The 18,403-nt window shown below is 71.4% G+C and carries 18 protein-coding genes; 10 read left to right on the top strand and 8 right to left on the bottom strand.

Going from position 1 to position 18,403, the window contains the following annotated elements:
* On the bottom strand, window positions 1–455 hold a 455-nt coding region (locus AB0C36_RS38810; protein WP_358363538.1), incomplete at its 3' end, for an IclR family transcriptional regulator.
* A gap of 175 nt (window positions 456–630) precedes the next feature.
* Here AB0C36_RS38810 and AB0C36_RS38805 point away from each other — a divergent pair.
* The 3 genes from AB0C36_RS38805 (at window position 631) to AB0C36_RS38795 (ending at window position 4,293) form a co-directional block, all read left to right on the top strand.
* The gene (locus tag AB0C36_RS38805) at window positions 631–2,010 is read left to right on the top strand and encodes an NAD-dependent malic enzyme (RefSeq protein WP_358363537.1); all 1,380 of its coding nucleotides are present in this window, start codon (window positions 631–633) and stop codon (window positions 2,008–2,010) included.
* Between the two features lie 120 nt (window positions 2,011–2,130).
* Complete coding sequence (gene aceB, locus AB0C36_RS38800) at window positions 2,131–3,735, top strand: malate synthase A (protein ID WP_358363535.1); 1,605 nt, start codon at window positions 2,131–2,133, stop codon at window positions 3,733–3,735.
* A gap of 168 nt (window positions 3,736–3,903) precedes the next feature.
* Window positions 3,904–4,293, top strand: a complete 390-nt coding sequence (locus AB0C36_RS38795) for an allophanate hydrolase-related protein (protein ID WP_358363533.1) — start codon at window positions 3,904–3,906, stop codon at window positions 4,291–4,293.
* Window positions 4,294–4,535: 242 nt separating this feature from the next.
* On the opposite strand, the gene AB0C36_RS38790 is transcribed toward AB0C36_RS38795, so the two are convergent.
* The 7 genes from AB0C36_RS38790 to AB0C36_RS38760 form a co-directional block, all read right to left on the bottom strand.
* Window positions 4,536–5,030 (bottom strand): hypothetical protein, encoded by a 495-nt coding sequence (locus tag AB0C36_RS38790; protein WP_358363531.1) that lies wholly within the window; start codon window positions 5,028–5,030, stop codon window positions 4,536–4,538.
* Window positions 5,031–5,309: 279 nt separating this feature from the next.
* Window positions 5,310–6,689 carry an 8-oxoguanine deaminase gene (locus AB0C36_RS38785; RefSeq protein ID WP_358363529.1) on the bottom strand — a complete coding sequence of 460 codons (1,380 nt, stop codon included), beginning with the start codon at window positions 6,687–6,689 and terminating at the stop codon, window positions 5,310–5,312.
* Between the two features lie 14 nt (window positions 6,690–6,703).
* On the bottom strand, window positions 6,704–7,615 hold the full coding sequence (gene pucL / locus AB0C36_RS38780; RefSeq protein WP_358363528.1) for a factor-independent urate hydroxylase: 912 nt from the start codon (window positions 7,613–7,615) through the stop codon (window positions 6,704–6,706).
* 4 nt (window positions 7,616–7,619) lie between these two features.
* Complete coding sequence (gene uraH / locus AB0C36_RS38775) at window positions 7,620–7,970, bottom strand: hydroxyisourate hydrolase (RefSeq protein ID WP_358363527.1); 351 nt, start codon at window positions 7,968–7,970, stop codon at window positions 7,620–7,622.
* A complete protein-coding gene (gene uraD / locus AB0C36_RS38770) occupies window positions 7,967–8,506 on the bottom strand; it encodes a 2-oxo-4-hydroxy-4-carboxy-5-ureidoimidazoline decarboxylase (protein WP_358363526.1) in 540 nt (179 codons plus the stop codon). The genes uraH and uraD overlap by 4 nt, the downstream gene beginning before the upstream one ends.
* Window positions 8,507–8,697: 191 nt before the next feature.
* On the bottom strand, window positions 8,698–9,063 hold the full coding sequence (locus tag AB0C36_RS38765) for a helix-turn-helix domain-containing protein (RefSeq protein WP_358363524.1): 366 nt from the start codon (window positions 9,061–9,063) through the stop codon (window positions 8,698–8,700).
* On the bottom strand, window positions 9,060–9,329 hold the full coding sequence (locus AB0C36_RS38760; RefSeq protein ID WP_358363522.1) for a thiamine-binding protein: 270 nt from the start codon (window positions 9,327–9,329) through the stop codon (window positions 9,060–9,062). The genes AB0C36_RS38765 and AB0C36_RS38760 overlap by 4 nt, the downstream gene beginning before the upstream one ends.
* A gap of 150 nt (window positions 9,330–9,479) precedes the next feature.
* Between AB0C36_RS38760 and AB0C36_RS38755 the strand changes: the two genes are divergently transcribed.
* The 7 genes from AB0C36_RS38755 to AB0C36_RS38725 form a co-directional block, all read left to right on the top strand.
* A complete protein-coding gene (locus AB0C36_RS38755) occupies window positions 9,480–10,328 on the top strand; it encodes a hydroxypyruvate isomerase family protein (RefSeq protein ID WP_358363521.1) in 849 nt (282 codons plus the stop codon).
* Window positions 10,325–11,254 carry a 2-hydroxy-3-oxopropionate reductase gene (locus AB0C36_RS38750; RefSeq protein ID WP_358363520.1) on the top strand — a complete coding sequence of 310 codons (930 nt, stop codon included), beginning with the start codon at window positions 10,325–10,327 and terminating at the stop codon, window positions 11,252–11,254. The genes AB0C36_RS38755 and AB0C36_RS38750 overlap by 4 nt, the downstream gene beginning before the upstream one ends.
* Complete coding sequence (gcl, locus tag AB0C36_RS38745) at window positions 11,254–12,975, top strand: glyoxylate carboligase (RefSeq protein WP_358363519.1); 1,722 nt, start codon at window positions 11,254–11,256, stop codon at window positions 12,973–12,975. Before AB0C36_RS38750 ends, gcl begins: the two co-directional genes overlap by 1 nt.
* A gap of 383 nt (window positions 12,976–13,358) precedes the next feature.
* Window positions 13,359–14,630 carry a glycerate kinase gene (locus AB0C36_RS38740; RefSeq protein WP_358363517.1) on the top strand — a complete coding sequence of 424 codons (1,272 nt, stop codon included), beginning with the start codon at window positions 13,359–13,361 and terminating at the stop codon, window positions 14,628–14,630.
* Complete coding sequence (gene allB / locus AB0C36_RS38735; RefSeq protein WP_358363515.1) at window positions 14,627–15,979, top strand: allantoinase AllB; 1,353 nt, start codon at window positions 14,627–14,629, stop codon at window positions 15,977–15,979. The genes AB0C36_RS38740 and allB overlap by 4 nt, the downstream gene beginning before the upstream one ends.
* Window positions 15,980–16,076: 97 nt before the next feature.
* Window positions 16,077–17,159: an allantoicase gene (gene alc / locus AB0C36_RS38730; protein ID WP_358363513.1), complete on the top strand. Its 1,083-nt coding sequence runs from the start codon at window positions 16,077–16,079 to the stop codon at window positions 17,157–17,159.
* Window positions 17,160–17,339: 180 nt separating this feature from the next.
* Window positions 17,340–18,403: catalase (locus tag AB0C36_RS38725; protein WP_358363511.1), on the top strand; the 1,064-nt coding region annotated here is incomplete at its 3' end.

The following is an 18,403-nucleotide window of genomic DNA, read 5'->3' as shown; positions in this document are numbered from 1 at the left end:
TCCTCGGGGAGTTGCGCGAGCAGGGCCTTGCCGACGGCCGTGCAGTGCGGCTGGACGCGCCGCCCGACCTCGGTGAACATCCGCATCGAGTGCCGGGACGGCACCTGGCCGACGTACACGACCTCGCCGGACTCCAGCACCGCGAGGTTCGCGGTCTCGCCGGTGGACTCCATCAGTTCGGCGAGGTACGGCCGGGCCCACGAGCCGAGCAGGCGCCCGGCGGTCTCGCCGAGCCGGATCAGCCGCGGTCCGAGGGTGTAGCGGCGCGAGGCGTCCTGACGCAGGTAGCCCAGGCGCACCAGGGTCCGCACCAACCGGTGGATGGTCGGCATCGGCAGGCCGGACCGGGCCGCGAGGTCGCTCAGGCCCAGTACGCCGCCCGCGTCGGCGAGGACCTCGAGCAGGTCGAATGCCCGTTCCAGGGACTGCACGCCCCCGGGTGCCCGCTCGGCCATCCTGACTCCTCCACATGCCGGTGCCGCGTCCTCGTCCGGATGTGGCCCGATGCAACCCGACGTAACCCGATGCAACCCGAGGACTTCTCAACAACTTGTTGAAATTCCGTATGTCAGAAACTAATCTCCACTCTACAGAACTCGCCGCGACCGGGAACGAGGAACGAGGACACCGATGTCGGCCCCAAGCCCTGGCTGCTCCATCACCCTGCGCGTCGAGGCGCCCGTCTCGATCGGCGTCGCGGGCCTGCTCACGACACGTGTCGGCGAGGCCGGCGCGGTGCTCACCGCCCTCGACGTGGTCGACTCGGGGCCCGACCGCATCATGGTGGACCTGACCTGCGACACCGTCGACGGCCCGCACGCCGACGCGGTCGCCAAGGCGCTCGGCGACGTCCCGGGCGTCACCGTGCACAAGGTCAGCGACCGTACGTTCCTGATGCACCTCGGCGGCAAGCTGGAGGTCGTCCCCAAGGTGCAGCTGCGGCACCGCGACGACCTGTCCCGCGCGTACACCCCCGGCGTCGCCCGCGTGTGCACCGCGATCGCCGAGAACCCGGAGGACGCGCGCCGCCTGACGGTCAAGCGCAACACCGTCGCCGTGGTGACCGACGGCTCGGCGGTGCTCGGCCTCGGCGACATCGGTCCCGCCGCCGCACTGCCCGTGATGGAGGGCAAAGCCGCCCTCTTCAAGCAGTTCGCGGGCGTGGACGCGTGGCCGGTGTGCGTCGACAGCCAGGACGTCGACGAGATCGTCCGCACCGTCGAGCTGCTGGCGCCGGTGTACGGCGGGGTCAACCTGGAGGACATCTCCGCACCGCGCTGCTTCGAGATCGAGCGGCGCCTGCGCGAACGCCTCGACATCCCGGTTTTCCACGACGACCAGCACGGCACTGCCGTCGTCGTCCTCGCCGCGCTGCACAACGCGCTCAAGGTCGTCGGCAAGGACATCCGCGACTGCCGCATCGTCCTGTCCGGCGTCGGCGCGGCCGGCAATGCGATCATCCGGCTGCTGCTGCCGCTCGGCCCCCGCGAGATCATCGCGTGCGGCCGCAACGGCGCCGTGCACCGCTTGCAGGAGGGCCTGGACGCGGACCGGCAGTGGGTGGCCGACAACACCAACTCCGAAGGGTTCTTCGGGACCCTCGCGCAGGCCGTGGTCGGCGCCGACGTGTTCATCGGCGTCTCCGCCCCCAACCTCCTGACCGGCTCCGACATCGCCGCGATGGCCGAACGGGCGGTCGTCTTCGCACTGTCCAACCCCGACCCCGAGGTCGACCCCGCCGCGGCCGCCCGGCATGCCGCCGTGGTCGCCACCGGGCGTAGCGACCTGCCCAACCAGATCAACAACGTGCTGGCCTTCCCGGGCATCTTCCGCGGCCTGCTGGACGCGGGAGCCTCGGCCGTCACCGACGACATGCTGCGCGCCGCGGCCGGCGCGATCGCCGACCGGGTGGCACCCGAACAGCTCAACGCGGGTTTCATCGTGCCGAGTGTGTTCGATCCCGAAGTGGCGGGCGCGGTGGCCGGCGCCGTGCGCGCCGCCTGTGCCTGAGCCGCGATCCGGGTCACCATCGATTCGTCGCGGCCCGCCGCCGACCGGGTTCCGTCCCCTCGGTCGGCCATCCGGACCGGCACCGTCCTTTCCGCCCAGTGGAGAACAGAGGAGTGTCACATGACCGCACCGGTCGTCACCGTGACCGGCGGCCCCGTGCCGCGCGGGGAGGAGATCCTGACCACCGAGGCGCTGCGCTTCGTCGCGGACCTGCAGCGCCGCTTCGGCGGCCGCCGCGCCGAACTCCTCGCCAAGCGGCAGGAGAAGCGCGCCGAGATCGCCCGGACCGGCCGCCTGGACTTCCTGCCCGAGACCCGTGGCGTCCGCGAGTCCGAGTGGCGGGTGGCCGCCGCGCCGCCCAAGCTGCGCGACCGGCGGGTGGAGATCACCGGTCCTGCGGACCGCAAGATGACCATCAACGCCCTCAATTCCGGGGCCAAGGTGTGGCTCGCGGACTTCGAGGACGCCTCCGCGCCGACCTGGCACAACGTCGTCGCGCACCAGCGCAACCTGGTCGACGCGTACGAGCGGCGGGTGGACTTCACGACCGCCGAGGGCAAGTCGTACACCCTCAAGCCGGACGACGAGCTGGCCACCGTAGTCATGCGGCCGCGCGGCTGGCACCTCGACGAGCGCCACGTGCTGGTCGACGGGACCCCGGTCGCGGGTGCGCTGTTCGACTTCGGCCTGTACTTCTTCCACAACGCGGTACGCCTGCTCGCGCGCGGCTCCGGCCCGTACTTCTACCTGCCGAAGACCGAGAGCCACCTCGAGGCGCGGCTGTGGAACGACGTGTTCAACCACGCGCAGGACGTGCTCGGCATCCCGCGCGGCACGATCCGCGCGACGGTGCTCATCGAGACCATCACCGCGGCGTTCGAGATGGACGAGATCCTGTACGAACTGCGGGACCACGCCTCGGGCTTGAACGCCGGGCGGTGGGACTACCTGTTCTCCATCGTGAAGAACTTCCGGGACGCGGGCGAGGCGTTCGTCCTGCCGGACCGCAACTCGGTGACGATGACGGCGCCGTTCATGCGGGCGTACACCGAACTGCTCGTCAAGACCTGCCACCGGCGCGGCGCGTACGCCATAGGCGGTATGTCGGCCGTCATCCCGTCGCGGCGCGACGCCGCCGCCAACGCCGCCGCGTTGGCGAAGGTCCGGGACGACAAGGACCGCGAGGCCGGCGACGGCTTCGACGGGTCGTGGGTCGCGCACCCGGACCTGGTGCCGGTCTGCCGCGAGGCGTTCGACGCGGTGCTCGGCGACCGCCCGGCCCAGCTCGACCGGCTGCGCGACGAGGTCGAGGTGACCGCGGACCAGCTCCTCGACGTCGCCTTGGCGGGCGGCGGGACGACCTCGGTCGGCCTGCACAACGCGGTCGGCGTCGGCCTGCGCTACCTGGAGGCGTGGCTGCGCGGCCACGGCGCGGTCGGGGTCTTCGGCCTCATGGAGGACGTCGCGACCGCCGAGATCTCCCGCTCGCAGGTGTGGCAGTGGGTCAACAACGGCGTGGTGCTCGCGGACACCGGCGAGAAGGTCACCGCCGAGCTGGTGCGCCGCCACCTCACCGAGGAACTCGGGCACCTGCGGGAGGAGTTGGGCGACACGGCCTTCGAGGCCGGCCGCTGGACGGCGGCCCGCGACCTGTTCCTGCAGGTCGCCCTCGCCGACGACTTCCCCGACTTCCTCACCCTGCCCGGCTACGCCCTCCTCGACTGAGGCGCGCCGGGCACCACGAACGCGGAACGACCGGGCGGGGTCCCGACGGTCGCGGGGGCGCGTCCCGTCGAGACGCCCCCGGTCGTTCCGCACCCTCCTTCGAACTCTTCCGACCCGTCCGGATCTTCCGACCTCCCGTTGGATCCGCACCAGAACCCAGGAGTCCGCATGGCTCGCATGTTCCTCAACGGCCAGGCGATGGAAGGCGGCCCCTTCCACCACCACCTCAAGGGCGCGCCGCTGGTCATGAAGACCCGCACCGCCCCCGGCCACCGCTTCTTCTCGATCGGCGACCGCTGCCCCGGTCTGCTCCCCGATCCGAGCGTGGACACCCAGATCGAGGGCGAGGTGTACGAGGTCCCCGAAGAGGTGCTGCGCGACGAACTCCTGCCCACCGAGCCGGCCGAGCTGGAGTTCGGCATCATCAAGCTGGAGGACGGCTCCGCGTCGTTCTCGATGGTCCTGCGGGTCGGCGAGCTGGAGACCGGGAAGCACAAGGAGATCACCGAGTTCGGCGGCTGGCGCAACTACCTGAAGACCCTGGGCCGGGAGAGCTGACCCTCCGGCGGCCGCCACGGCCGCCACGGCCGCCACGGCCGCCACGGCCGCCACGGCCGCCACGGCTGTCACTGCTGCCACGGACCGCCACTGCTGCCACGGCTGCCACTGCTTCCACGGCAGCCGCCACCGCTGCCGCGGCCCGGACCGCGAACACCGGTGTCCCGCACTCGGGGAGGAGTGCGGGACACCGGCGTCTTGCGTTCCGCGGCCGGGTTGGTGGTGGACGGCCGCGGCGTCTGTCAGCCGCCCGCGACGGTCGTCTCCAGGCGGGCGATCAGGCGCAGCACCTCGGCGCGGTTGCCCGACGCGGTGATCCACGCGGGCAGCCGGGAGACCAGCGTCATGCGGATGCCCTCCTCGGTCCACGCGTCCTCGCGCAGTTCGGCGGCCACGTAACGCCGGATCAGCGCCAGGTGGTTGAGGTTGTAGGCCCACAGCAGGCCGTGCCGCGTGCTGGTCTGCAACCACAGCGGCAGGTAGAAGTACGGGTCGTACATGTGCGTGGCCTGCGAGTTCGGCATCGAGTAGACGCCGGAGTCTTTGTCGCGGGTGTGGCCGCAGTCGGCGCAGACCAGGCGTCGCGACTGGAACGGCGACAGCACTTCGCGGCGCGGGTACGCCACCACGCGCGCCAGCGCCTCGCACTTGGGGCAGCGGATCAGGATCTCGTCCATGAAGTCGTAGATCGTGGACAGGTCGTCGCGGAAGCGCGGCGGGGACTCGGAAGGCACCATCGCTTCGGGCACTCCTCTCACGGCACGGGAAAAGGGGCGCGAGCATCCGGGCGGATTTCGCCGTCCGCCGGTTCTCTTGCTCCGATGGGGAGTTCGGAGGGAGAACCCTCTTGCGGCGGGCGGCGACGAACGTCTGCGTAGCGCCATGTTTCCGAGCGTGTGCGCGCCGTACATGAGTGCGCGTACTCAGATTCTCTGGTGTGCCGTGCGCATGCGCGGCGACGGCCCTGTCGGAGCTTGGTCGCTCCGGCAGGGCCGTCGGCTATGTCGCCTGCGGGTTCAGGCCAGTCCCGCGCGGCGGGCCAGCGTCGCTGAGGCGGCCTCGACGTTGCGGGCGATGGTGTCCTCGTCGACCCGCGTGAGCCGGCCGTCCTCGACCACCGGGACGCCGTTGACCAGCAGCAGCGAGAGCGGGGCGGCGGCGCCCAGGACCAGCGCCGCGACCTTGTCGGCGATGCCGGCGTGCAGGACGCCGTCCATCTTCCACAGTGCGAGGTCGGCCAGCTTGCCGGGCTCGATGCTGCCGATCTCCGCTTCGCGGCCGAGTACGCGCGCGCCGCCGATCGTGCCGACCCGCAGGGCCTGCCTCGCGGTCAGCGCGTCCGCGCCCCACTTGACGCGGTTGAACAGCAGCAAGTTCCGCAGCTCCGTGCCGAGTTCGCCGGACTCGTTGGACGCCGTGCCGTCCACGCCGAGCCCGACCGGCACTCCGGCGCGCAGCAGGTCGGGTACGCGGGCCACCCCGGCCGCCAAGCGGGCGTTCGACGACGGGCACGTCGCGACGCCCGTGCCGGTCTCGGCGAACTTGGCCACGTCGGAGTCGTTCATGTGCACCGAGTGGGCCATCCACACGTCGTCGCCGAGCCAGCCGACCGACTCGAAGTAGTCGGTCGGCCCCATGCCGAACAACTCCTTGCAGAACTTCTCCTCTTCGACCGTCTCCGAGCCGTGGGTGTGCAGGCGTACGCCCTTGCGCCGGGCCAACACCGCTGCCTCGCGCATGAGTTCGGTCGACACCGAGAACGGCGAGCAGGGCGCCGCGGTGATGCGCAGCATCGAGTCGAACGACGGGTCGTGCCACCGGTCGATGGCCGCCTCGGTGGCGGCGAGGGCCTCGTCGGTGTCCTCGACCGCGTTGTCCGGCGGGAGCCCGCCGTCCTTGCGGCTGCGGTCCATCGACCCGCGCGTGGGCTGGAAGCGCATGCCCAGCTCGGCGACCGCGGCGATCTCGGCGCCGAGGATGTCCCCGGCGTCGCGCGGGAAGACGTACGCGTGGTCCGTCGCGGTCGTGCAGCCCGACTTGAGCAGCGCGGCCGCCGACCCCTGCGCGGCGGCGTGGCACAGTTCGTCGTCGATCTTCGCCCACGTCGGGTACAGCTCGACGAGCCAGTCGAACAGGATCGAGTTCTGCGCCAGGCCCCGCGTGATCCACTGGTAGAAGTGGTGGTGCGTGTTGACGAGCCCGGGGGTGACCAGGTGGCCGGAGGCGTCGACGCGGCGTACCGTACCTGCGACTTCGGGCGCGGCTCCCGCCCCCACCGACTCGATGCGGTTGCCGGCGACGACGACGTGGCCCGAGGTGTACTCGGTGTCGTCGGCGTCGACGGTCGCGATGACGGCGTTCTCGATGACGATGCGCTGCGCGGGTTCGGTGCTCACGACGCGTCCGCCTCTCAGTCGACGGGGATGACCGGTTCGACGCCCTCGCGGTGCACGGTGCCTTCGATCAGGCCGTACGGCCGGTCCGCGGCGAAGTAGACCTCGTTGTCGTTCTTCTGCCCGAACGGCTCCAGGTCCACCAAAAAGTGGTGCTTGTTGGGCAGCGACAGCCGGATCTCGTCGATCTCCGGGCGGTTGTTGAGCACCCGGTTGCCCATCGCGAACAGCGTCTGCTGGAGCGAGTAGGAGTAGGTCTCCGCGAACGACTCGAGCAGGTGCCGCTTGACCTGTGCGTAGGAGCGCTCGAAGTTGACCGGGGCGAGCTCGTCGCCGCTCCACGAGAAGCGCCAGCGCGCGTTGACCTCGGTGGCGAGGATGCGGTCGTACGCCTCCTTGAGCGTGGTGTAGCGGTCCTTGATGTAGCCCCAGAACTCGGAGGCGGTGGTGTTCATGACCACCAGGCCGGTGAGGCCGGAGATGATCTGGAACCGCTCGCCGTCGTAGCCGACTTCGGTGGTGCGTACCTCGCCGCCGTCGCGGACGAAGGAGTGCCGCACCTCGTCGGCGCCGATGAAGCGGTTGCGGGAGTCGGCGGTGGTGATGCGGTTCCAGCCGTACTCCTCGACGCGGATGCGCGCGCGGTGGATGGTGGGCTGCGAGTCCACGAAGTGCCGGGCGAGCAGCACCGCGAAGTCCTCCGCGGACGTGATGCCGTGCTCCTGCGCGAAGGCGTAGACGGTGTTCTTGGTGGTGTCGGTCGGCAGCACCGCGGCGTTGCCGCCGGTCAGGTGCGTGTCGGCGAGGTCGCCGGACAGGGCGACGCTCACGTTGAGGTCCTTGACCTCGTGCCGAGTGCCGTCGCGGCGAACCCGGACGATCCGGTTCTCCGCCTTTCCGTACTGGTTCTGGCCTAGCACCATCGGCATCGGTCTAGCTCCCTCGGTAAACGGAGTATCCGTACGGGTTGAGCAGCAGCGGGACGTGATAGTGGGGGCGCGCCGGGTCGGTGGTGAACACCACCTGGACCTCGGGGAAGAAGGCGTCCTCGCCGCGGGCGGCACGGTACGCGGCGACGTCGAAGCGCAGCCGGACCGTGGCGGAGGCCGCGGGGTCGTCGGGGGACACCTGGGGAAGGTCGGGGCAGCGGCCGTCGGAGTCGGTCCGCGACGTGCCGAGCACCCGCCAGGCGCCGTCCTCGGCGCGGACGGCGAGTTCGACGGGGACGTCCGGCGCCGGGTCCCCGGCGCTGGTGTCGAGGATGTGGGTCGAGACGGCGGTCATGCCAGCACCAGCTTTTCCAGACGAATGCGGTTGATCTTGCGCAGTTCCTCGCGGGCGATCTCCCGCTCGGCGGCCGCGTCGTTGCCGAGGCGCCCGCGCAGTGCGGCGAGCATCTCGGCGGCGCCCTTGCCGGTGGCGCAGATGAGGAACACGTGGCCGAATCGGTCGAAGTACTCCCGGTTGGCGTCCGCGAGTTCGGCGAGCAGGTCGCCGTCCGCGCCGCGTACGCCGGCCTGCTCGCGCTCCGAAGTGGCGTCGCCCGCACGGGGCTTGCCGATGACCGCGTGTCCGGCCATGGCCTCGTCGAGATCGGCGGTGGTGAGCCCCGCCATCGCGAGGTCGGAGGCCGCGAACAGTTCGTCGGTGTCGCGGTACGGGCGCCGGGCCGCGACCGTGTCGATCCACGCGCGGCTGGCGCACACCTCACCGAGGAGCTTCAGCGCGTCGCCGGGCCCGGCGGCGTTGAGCCGCCCGAGCCCGGCCCCGGCGGGTGCGGGAAGGTGCTGGTCGGATGGGGTTTCCGGTGGATCGGCCACGCCGGACCTCCTGGACGGGGAACGGAGTCATCGCGTCCGGATCATCGGAACCGCGCTCAGCGTGAACCGTAGGTCGGCACGTGACGTGCCGTCAACAGTTTGTTGAAGTGGATCAGTCGGGTGGGCGAACGCCGGGTCTTGGAGGTTCGCACAGTCGACAACCGGCCGGGTCCCGCGCGTTGCGCCCGGTCCTACTGGGACTGCTCGCGGTTCAGGTAGTTGTAGACCGTGAAGCGGCTGACGCCGAGCGCCGCCGCGACCGACTCGACGCCGTGCCGGATGGTGAACGCGCCGCGCTCCTCCAGCACGCGGACCACGCGCTGCTTGTCCTCGCGGCCGAGTTCGGCCAGCGGTCCGCCGAACTGGCGCACCATTTCGGCCAGTAGGCGGTCGAGCGCGGCGCCCAGGTGCGGAAGGCGTACGGCGACCACCGGATCGCCCTCCCAGTGCAGGACGACGTCCTCCGCCCGGGCCTCTCCGGTCGCCACGAAGTCCGCACCGAGCGCGTCGACGAGCGGCTTGACCGCGTCGACGAGGGGGTGTGCCGGCTCGGTCATCGGATGTCCTCCGCCTGTTCGGCGGTGCCGTCCGGAACCGCCGTGACCTGCACGGAGATGCGCGTGGCGCCGACCGCGAAGGTGTCCCGGAAGAGCCGGTCGACGACCGCGAGCACGGTCTCCGCGTCGCCCACGGCGCTGGTGCCGAACGGCCCGACCTCGACCTCCAGCCCCGCTTCGTCGACGATGCGCCGCGCCGTGACGGCATGCGGCGGGAAGTCCGGCATTTCGAACGGTTCGGTGGTGAACTCCATCTTCAATCGCACGGCCTGAACCCTAGGGCGTGCCTGTCGACTAATCCAGGATTGCCCACCCCGCGGGATTGACAAACTGTTGAAGGCGCGTGCCATCATTCCGTTAAGCAGAATCTTGCTTCCGCATCGTGGAATTCACCCGTTCGATCCGTGGAAGAGGTGATGACCGTGAGCGCCGGACTCCCGCGCTTCGATGTCAACCTTTCGATCCTGTTCACCGAGCTGCCCCTGCTGGAGCGGCCGAGGGCCGCAGCCGAGGCCGGCTTCACCGAGGTCGAGCTGTGGTGGCCGTTCGACGGGCCGACTCCGGCCGATGCGGAGCTCGACGCGCTGGAGCGCGCGCTCGCCGACGCGGGCGTCTCGCTGGTCGGCCTCAACTTCGACGCCGGCGACATGCCCGGCGGCGACCGCGGGCTGCTGTCGCGGCCCGCCGACTCCGACCGCTTCCGCGCCAACATCGACGTCGCGGTCGGGTTCGCGGCCCGCGTCGGATGCCGCGCGCTGAACGCGCTGTACGGCAACCGCGTCGACGGCCTGGACCCCGCCGTACAGGCCGAACTCGCGCTGGAGAACCTGGCGTCGGCGGCCCGGGCCGCGCACCGCGAGGGCGCGGTCGTGCTGGTCGAGGCGGTCAACACCGTGGAGAACCCGCGCTACCAGCTCGACTCCGCGAAGGCCGCCGTCGAGGTGGTCGACGCGGTCAACGCCGCGACGGGCCTCGGCAACACGCGCTTCCTGCTCGACCTGTACCACCTCGCCACGATGGGCGAGGACCTGCCGGCCGTGATCGCCGCGTACGCGGACCGCGTCGGCCACGTGCAGATCGCCGACAGCCCCGGGCGCGGACAGCCCGGCACCGGCGGACTCGACTTCGACGACCTGTTCGGCCGCCTCGCCGCGGCCGGCTACGACGGCCGCATCGGCCTCGAATACAAGCCCGTGGGCGGCCCCAGCGCCGACAGCTTCGGCTGGCTGCCGCGCGAGAACCGCTCCGGGAGGGGAAACGCATGAGTGCACCGAAGATCAGCAAAATAGGCTTCATCGGCCTCGGCATCATGGGCTCGCCGATGGCGGCCAACCTGGTCAAGGCCGGGTACGACGTCACCGGCTTCAACCTGACCCAGCCGCCGATCGACAAGCTCGTCGAGGCGGGCGGCAAGGGCGCCGCCTCGATCGCCGACGCCGTGCGCGACGCCGACGCCGTCATCACGATGGTCCCGGCCGACCCGCAGGTCGAGGAGGTCATGTTCGGCGACGGCGGCGTCCTGGACAACGTGCGCCCCGGCACCCTCGTGATCGACATGAGCTCCATCAAGCCCAGCACCTCCATCGCAGTCGGAAAGGCCGGGAGCGCGCAGGGACTTCGGGTCCTCGACGCGCCGGTGTCCGGCGGCGAGGCGGGGGCGGTCGAGGCCGTCCTGTCCATCATGGTCGGCGGCGAGGCGGCGGACTTCGCGGCGGCGCTGCCGCTTTTCGAGGCGCTCGGCAAGACGATCGTGCACGTCGGCCCGTACGGCGCCGGTCAGACGGTCAAGGCCGCCAACCAGCTCATCGTGGCCGGCAACATCCAACTCGTCGCCGAGGCGCTGCTGTTCCTGGAGCGCGCGGGTGTCGACACCGAGGCCGGACTCAAGGTCCTCGGTGGCGGCCTGGCCGGCAGCACCGTCATGGCCCGCAAGGGCGACTCGATGCGCGCCCGCCAGTTCAAGCCGGGCTTCCGCATCGACCTGCACCACAAGGACATGGGCATCGTCTCGGACGCCGCCCGCGAACTCGGCCTGGTGCTGCCGTTCGGCGCGCTGGCCACCACGCTGGTCGCCGCGCTGCGCGCCCAGGGCGGCGGCGACCTCGACCACAGCGGGCTGCTGCTGGCTCTTGAGCGGCTCAACGGCCTTGCCGACAACGGTGGTTCGAGCAACGGGAAGGGTGGCAACTGATGGCTCCTCGTCTGATGCCCGTGATGGACGCCGTCGTCCACGTCCTCAAGTCGGAGGGTGTGGACACCGCGTTCGGATGTCCCGGCGCCGCGATCCTGCCGCTGTACAAGGCCCTTGAGGACGACGGCACGATCGAGCACCTGATCGTCCGCCACGAAGAGGGCGCGACGCACATGGCCGACGGTTGGGCGCGTACCAACGGCAACGTCGGTGTCGCCATCGGCACTTCGGGCCCGGCCGGTACCAACATGATCACCGGCCTGTACACCGCGATCGCCGACTCGATCCCGATCGTCTGCATCACCGGCCAGGCCGTCTCCTCCAAACTGCACCAGGAGGCGTTCCAGGCGGTCGACATCGTGGAGATCGCCAAGCCGGTCACCAAGTGGGCCGTGCAGGTCAAGGAGGCCGCGCAGGCCCCCTGGATCTTCCGCGAGGCGTTCCGCATCGCCCGCTCGGGCCGTCCGGGCCCGGTCCTGATCGACCTGCCGCTGGACGTCCAGCAGCAGAAGATCCTGTGGGACCCCGAGTTGGACGCCCCGCTCCCGGTGGCCGAGGTGCACCCGCACCTGCCGCGCGTCGAGGCCGCCCTCGACATGCTGCTCGCCGCCGAACGCCCGCTGCTGCTCTCAGGCGGCGGCGTCATCATCGGCGAGGCGCACGAGGAACTGGTCGAGCTGGCCGAGCTGTTGCAGATCCCCGTGCAGGTCACGCTGATGGGCAAAGGCTCGATCGACGAGAACCACGCGCTCTACAGCGGCATGACCGGCATCCAGACCTCGCAGCGCTACGGCAACGCGTCGTTCCTGGAGTCCGACCTCGTGCTCGCCCTCGGCGCGCGCTTCGGCGACCGGCACACCGGCTCGCTGGACGTGTACCGCGGCGAACGCAAGTTCATCCACGTGGACATCGAACCGACCCAGATCGGCAAGGTCTTCCAGCCCGACCTGGGCATCGTGTCGGACACCCGGCTGTTCCTCCGGGCGATCCTGGAGGTCGCGCGGGACCGCGGGCTGCGCCGCGAGGCCGGTGCGTGGGTCGCCCGGGTCCAGGAACTGCGCTCGACGCTGACGCGCCGCGAGGACTTCGACAGCGTGCCGGTGAAGGCGCCGCGGGCGTACAAGGAGATCAACGAGGTCTTCGACGCCAACACGTACTTCGTCACCGCGATCGGGCTCTACCAGATCTGGGGCGGCCAGCACCAGAAGGCGTACCTGCCGCGCCGCTACCAGATCTGCGGCCAGGCCGGCCCGCTCGGCTGGGAGATCCCGGCGGCGATCGGGGTCAAGAAGGCGCTCAAGAACAGCGACCCCAACGCCGAGGTCGTCGGCATCGTCGGCGACTACGGCTTCCAGTACCTCGTCGAGGAGCTGGCGGTGGCGGCGCAGTACAACGTGCCGTTCGTCATCATCATGCTCAACAACGAGTACCTGGGCCTGATCCGCCAGGCGTCGCTGCCGTACGAGATGAACTACCAGGTGGACATCCACTACGACGACTACGGCACCGACAACGTCAAGATCATGGAGGCGTACGGCTGCTCCGGCCGCCGTGTCTTCGAGCCCGGCGAGATCCGCGAGTCGCTGGAGTGGGCGCGCAAGGAGGCGCAGGCCACCTCCCGCCCGGTGCTCGTGGAGATCATGATCGAGCGCGAGGCGAACACGCCGCACGGCCCGGCGATCGACGCGGTCCGCGAGTTCGAGCCGCTGCCGCAGGGCTGACCGGACCGGTGGCCGGGTCCGGGCACGCGCACCGGGCCCGGCCACCGCACCAGCGGCCGACTTCCTCGGCCCGCAGACCGGCGGGGCCGCCCGGTGCCGACCCTGGACCGTCTTCCCACCAGGCCCCGTCTCCGGGGGTGCTGCCCGGTCCCACCGACCGGACCGGGCGGCACCCCCTCCCACCGACCCCACCCGGCGGCACCTGATCCGGTGTCGCGGCCGTGCCGCCGGGTGGAACAACCCTTCGTGGCCTAGTGTCCCGAATATCCATGTCCGACCATCCGAATCGGACCGCCCGTCCGTCCCATGCGGTCGTGTGATCACACGATTTCCCGCGGCCGCCGACCCGCATAGCGTCTGCGACATCCGGAAAGGAGCAAGCCGTGGCAGCCCCGACGATCGTCGTCGCCCCCGACAAGTTCAAGGGCACGCTCACCGCGGCCGAAGCCGCCGGACACATCGCCGACGGGATCCTGCGGGTCCTGCCGGACGCCGACGTACGCCGCCTCCCGGTGGCCGACGGCGGCGACGGCACGGTCGATGCGGCGGTCGCCGCCGGGTTCCGCCGGGTGCGGACCCGCGTGGCGGGGCCGACCGGACGCGCCGTGGACGCGTCCTTCGCCGTACGGGGCACCACAGCCGTGGTCGAACTCGCCGAGGCGTCCGGACTCGTCCTGCTCCCCGCCGGAGAGCCGGCGCCGCTGACCGCGAGCAGCTACGGCGTCGGCCAGTTGATCGCCGAGGCGGTGCGCGTGGGGGCGCGTCGCATCGTCCTCGGTCTCGGAGGGAGCGCCTGCACCGACGGCGGCGCCGGCATGGTGCAGGCCCTCGGCGGGCGGTTGCTCGACGCGCACGGCGTCGAGCTGCCGCCCGGCGGGGCCGCGCTCCGCTCCCTGGACCGCGTGGAGGCCGCCGACCTGCTGCGCCGGTACGCCGACCGCCCCGGCGGCATCGAGGTGGTCATCGCGTCCGACGTGGACAACCCGCTGCTCGGACCCAAGGGTGCCGCCGCGGTCTACGGACCGCAGAAGGGCGCGGGGCCGGAGGACGTGACGGTGTTGGAGGCCGGGCTCGCGCGCTGGGCGGAGATCGTACGCCGCGACGTCGCCGCGCCTACCGCTGCGCCGGCCACCGCCTCTTCCGCTGCCTCTTCCGCCGTGTCTTCCGCCGCGCCGGCCACCGCGTCTTCCGCTGCGTCTTCCGCCGATGCCGAGGGCCGCCGCGAGGTCGCCGACCTGCCCGGCGCGGGCGCCGCCGGCGGCGTGGGCTTCGGCGCCCTGGCGTTCCTCGGCGCGACCCTGCGCCCCGGCATCGAACTCCTCCTCGAACTCCTCGGTTTCGACGCGGTCCTGGCCGGAGCCGCGCTCGTCGTCACCGGGGAAGGCCGCCTCGATCCGCAGACCCTGCACGGCAAGGCGCCCGCGGGTGTCGCCGCGGCCGCCGCCCGTGCCGGGGTGCCGGTCGTGGCGGTGTGCGGCCGTCTGGAGCTGACGCCGACTCAGCTCCAGACGGCCGGGATCGTCCGGGCGTACGCACTCGAAGACCTCGCCTCCGGCGGCGACGCGCTGGCCGACGCCGCGCGCTACGCCGAGGAGGCGGGCGCCCTGCTGGCAAAAGAACTCACGGCAGTCGTGCACAAGGAGGCCGCCCGGTGACCACCACTTCCTCTACGCGGAGCGCCTCACGCGTGCTGCGCTCCCGGCGCGTCGTCACCCCGACGGGCGAGGTCGCCGCCGACGTGGTCATCGCGGGCGGGCGGATCACCGACGTCGCCCCGTACGGCTCGGTGACCGGCTCGCCGGTGGAAGACCTGGGCGAACTGGCGCTGCTGCCGGGCCTCGTCGACACCCACGTGCACATCAACGAGCCCGGGCGTACCGCGTGGGAGGGCTTTCCCAGCGCGACCCGCGCCGCGGCGGCGGGCGGCGTGACCACGCTCATCGACATGCCGCTCAACTCCATTCCGCCCACCACGACGGTCAACGCGCTGCACGCCAAGCAGGATTCGGCCCGCGGCCGGGTGTACGTCGACGTCGGCTTCTGGGGCGGCGCGGTGCCCGGCAACCTCAACGACCTGGAACCGCTGTACCGGGCCGGTGTGTTCGGCTTCAAGAGCTTCCTGTCGCCCTCGGGCGTCGACGAGTTCCCGCACCTGACGCGCGAGCAACTCGACGAGTCGCTCGCGGAACTGGCCCGCCTCGACGCACTGGCGATCATCCACGCGGAGGCGCCGGAGGTCCTGGACGCGGCGCCGCAGCGGGCCGGGCGGGCGTACGCCGACTTCCTCGCCTCGCGCCCGGACGCCGCGGAGGCCGTCGCGGTCACCGAACTGCTGGACGCCGCACGGGAGACCGGAGCGCGCGTCCATGTGCTCCACGTGTCCTCGGCGGAGGTGCTGCCGCTGCTGGCCAAGGCGCGCGCCGACGGCATCCGGGCGAGCGCCGAGACCTGCCCGCACTACCTCACGCTCGCCGCCGAGCAGGTCCCCGAGGGCGACACCGCCTTCAAGTGCTGCCCGCCGATCCGCTCCGAGTCCAACCGCGACCTCCTGTGGGACGGGCTGCGCGGCGGGGACTTCGTCGCGGTCGTCTCGGACCACTCGCCGTGCACCGTCGACCTCAAGCGGCTGGAGGAGGGTGACTTCGCCCTCGCCTGGGGCGGAATCGCCTCCCTGCAACTGGGACTTCCGGCCATATGGACCGAGGCGCGGCGCCGCGGGCACAGCCTCGCCGACGTCGTGGGCTGGATGGCGACCGGTCCCGCGCGGTTCGCGGGACTGCGCCGCAAGGGCCTCATCGCGCCGGGCCGCGACGCGGACCTGGTCGCCTTCGACGCCGAGGCCGCGTTCGTCGTCGACCCGGCGGGGCTGCACCACCGCAACCCGGTCACACCGTACGCCGGCCGCGAACTCACCGGCGTGGTCCGCACCACGTGGCTGCGCGGCGTGCCGGTCGACCTCGACGGTCCGCCCGCGGGCGAACTGCTGGAGCGGGACGCGTCGTGATCGGCCCCGCCGAACGCCGCCTCCGCGGCCACGCGCCGCCCCCGCTCACCGGTTTCTGAACCTTCGTCAGCGCCCCCGCACGAGACCGGAGTTCCGCATGCCCGAAGAGTCCAAGCCTGCCCTGTCCGTGGACGCCACCTCGGACTTCGCCGATCTGGTGAACCTCGCCGGACGCCCCCTGGGCGCCGGCGTGATCGCCGCCAACGACGAGTGGTTCGCCGACAAGGAGAACCTCCTCCTCGCCGAGACGCCCGTCTTCCAACCGCACACGTTCGGCCCCAAGGGCCAGATCATGGACGGCTGGGAGACCCGTCGGCGCCGCGGCGCCAGTGCCGAGGAGCCGCACGTCCACCCCGACGACCACGACTGGGCGGTGGTACGCCTCGGCGCCGCCGGCGTCGTCAGCGGCGTCGTCGTGGACACCGCGCACTTCACCGGCAACTACCCGCCGTTCGCGTCGGTGGAGGCCGCGTACCTGCCCGGCCACCCGTCGCTGGACGAGGTGCTCGCCGCCGACGTCGAGTGGACCGAGATCGTGCCGCGCAGCCCCCTCAAGGGCGACACCGCGCACCGGTTCGACGTAGCGGAGCGGCGCCGGTTCTCGCACGTACGCCTCAACATCTTCCCCGACGGGGGCGTCGCCCGGCTGCGCGTGCACGGCGAGGTCGTCCCCGACGCCGACTACCTCGACGGCCTCACGCTCGACCTGCTCGCCGCCGAGTTCGGGGGTGTCGCCGAGGCGGCCAGCGACCGGTACTTCTCCTCGCCGCACAACATGAACGCCCCCGGGCGCTCCCGCGTGATGGGCGAGGGCTGGGAGACCCGGCGCCGTCGCGACGACGGGCACGACTGGGTGCGCCTGCGCCTCGCCGGCCCGGCGCTGCTGTCGGCCGTCGAGATCGACACCGACCACTACAAGGGCAACGCCCCCGGCTGGATCCGCCTCGTGGCGACCGACGGCGACCCTGCCGACGAGTCCGGCTGGTGGGAGCTGCTGCCGCCGACGCGCGTACAGCCGGACACCCGGCACCGGTTCCGGGTGGCGCCCGAGCGGGCCGCCCGCCACGTGCGCATCGAGGTCTACCCGGACGGCGGTGTCGCCCGCTTGCGGCTCCTCGGCCGCGTCACCGCGGAAGGCCTCGCCGAACTGCGACGCCGGGCAGCCGAGTTGTACGCCTAGCGACCCGCGACCAGGTTGCCCCAGCGCGACCCGCAACTGAGTCGTCCCGACTCGGCCCGCAACCGAGTCGTCCCGGCGCGGCCCGCGACCGAGTTGTCCCGGCGGGCCGCCGCCAGTCGCGCCCGAGAACACCGCGAACAGAACGCAGAATCGCGTGACCTGATAGGGAGTCAGCACCCCATGACCGACCAGATATTGACGACCGAGTCCGGCGCCCCGGTCGCGGACAACCAGAACTCCGCGCAGGCGGGCATCGGCGGACCGGTCCTGATCCAGGACCAGTACCTGCTGGAGAAGCTGGCCCGCTTCAACCGCGAGCGCATCCCGGAGCGCGTCGTGCACGCGCGCGGCTCGGGCGCGTACGGCTTCTTCGAGGTCACCGACGACGTGTCGCGCTACACCAAGGCGCACTTCCTCGGCGAAGTCGGCCGCAAGACCGAGACGTTCCTGCGGTTCTCCACGGTCGCGGGCAACCTCGGCGCGTCCGACGCGGTGCGCGACCCGCGCGGCTTCGCCCTGAAGTTCTACACCGAGCAGGGCAATTACGATCTGGTCGGCAACAACACTCCGGTGTTCTTCATCAAGGACCCCCTGAAGTTCCCGGACTTCATCCACTCGCAGAAGCGCGACCCTTTCACCGGCATCACCGAGGCCGAGAACGTGTGGGACTTCTGGTCGCACTCGCCGGAGGCGACGCACCAGATCACCTGGCTGTTCGGCGACCGTGGGATCCCCGCGTCGTACCGCCACATGAACGGCTTCGGCTCGCACACCTACCAGTGGGTCAACGAGGCCGGCGAGGCGTTCTGGGTGAAGTACCACTTCAAGACGAACCAGGGCGTGCGCTCCCTCACCAACGAGCAGGCGGCCGAACTCGCGGGCGGCGACGCCGACTCACACCAGCGTGACCTGCACCAGGCGATCGAGCGCGGGGTGTTCCCGTCGTGGACGCTGCACGTGCAGGTCATGCCGGTGGCCGAGGCGGCGAACTACCGCTTCAACCCGTTCGACCTGACCAAGGTGTGGCCGCACGCCGACTACCCGCTGATCAAGGTCGGCCGCCTGGTGCTCAACCGCAACCCGGAGAACGTCTTCGCCGAGGTCGAGCAGGCCGCGTTCTCGCCGAACAACTTCGTCCCGGGCATCGGTCCTTCGCCGGACAAGATGCTCCAGGGCCGGCTGTTCGCGTACGCCGACGCACACCGCTACCGCCTCGGCGTCAACCACACCCAACTCGCCGTCAA

The organism is Streptodolium elevatio, from assembly GCF_040649515.1.
Lineage (GTDB): Bacteria > Actinomycetota > Actinomycetes > Streptomycetales > Streptomycetaceae > Yinghuangia > Yinghuangia elevatio.
The sequence above is the reverse complement of the archived record's forward strand: the minus strand, read 5'-3'. Positions and strand labels throughout refer to the sequence as shown.

Excerpts from the sequence above, each read along its gene's own strand:
- AB0C36_RS38805 (WP_358363537.1), top strand. The coding sequence starts at position 631 with ATGTCGGCCCCAAGCCCTGGCTGCTCCATCACCCTGCGCGTCGAGGCG.
- aceB (WP_358363535.1), top strand. The coding sequence starts at position 2,131 with ATGACCGCACCGGTCGTCACCGTGACCGGCGGCCCCGTGCCGCGCGGG.
- AB0C36_RS38795 (WP_358363533.1), top strand. The coding sequence starts at position 3,904 with ATGGCTCGCATGTTCCTCAACGGCCAGGCGATGGAAGGCGGCCCCTTC.
- AB0C36_RS38790 (WP_358363531.1), bottom strand. The coding sequence starts at position 5,030 with ATGGTGCCTTCCGAGTCCCCGCCGCGCTTCCGCGACGACCTGTCCACG.
- pucL (WP_358363528.1), bottom strand. The coding sequence starts at position 7,615 with ATGCCGATGGTGCTAGGCCAGAACCAGTACGGAAAGGCGGAGAACCGG.
- uraH (WP_358363527.1), bottom strand. The coding sequence starts at position 7,970 with ATGACCGCCGTCTCGACCCACATCCTCGACACCAGCGCCGGGGACCCG.
- AB0C36_RS38765 (WP_358363524.1), bottom strand. The coding sequence starts at position 9,063 with ATGACCGAGCCGGCACACCCCCTCGTCGACGCGGTCAAGCCGCTCGTC.
- AB0C36_RS38755 (WP_358363521.1), top strand. The coding sequence starts at position 9,480 with ATGACCGTGAGCGCCGGACTCCCGCGCTTCGATGTCAACCTTTCGATC.
- AB0C36_RS38750 (WP_358363520.1), top strand. The coding sequence starts at position 10,325 with ATGAGTGCACCGAAGATCAGCAAAATAGGCTTCATCGGCCTCGGCATC.
- gcl (WP_358363519.1), top strand. The coding sequence starts at position 11,254 with ATGGCTCCTCGTCTGATGCCCGTGATGGACGCCGTCGTCCACGTCCTC.
- alc (WP_358363513.1), top strand. The coding sequence starts at position 16,077 with ATGCCCGAAGAGTCCAAGCCTGCCCTGTCCGTGGACGCCACCTCGGAC.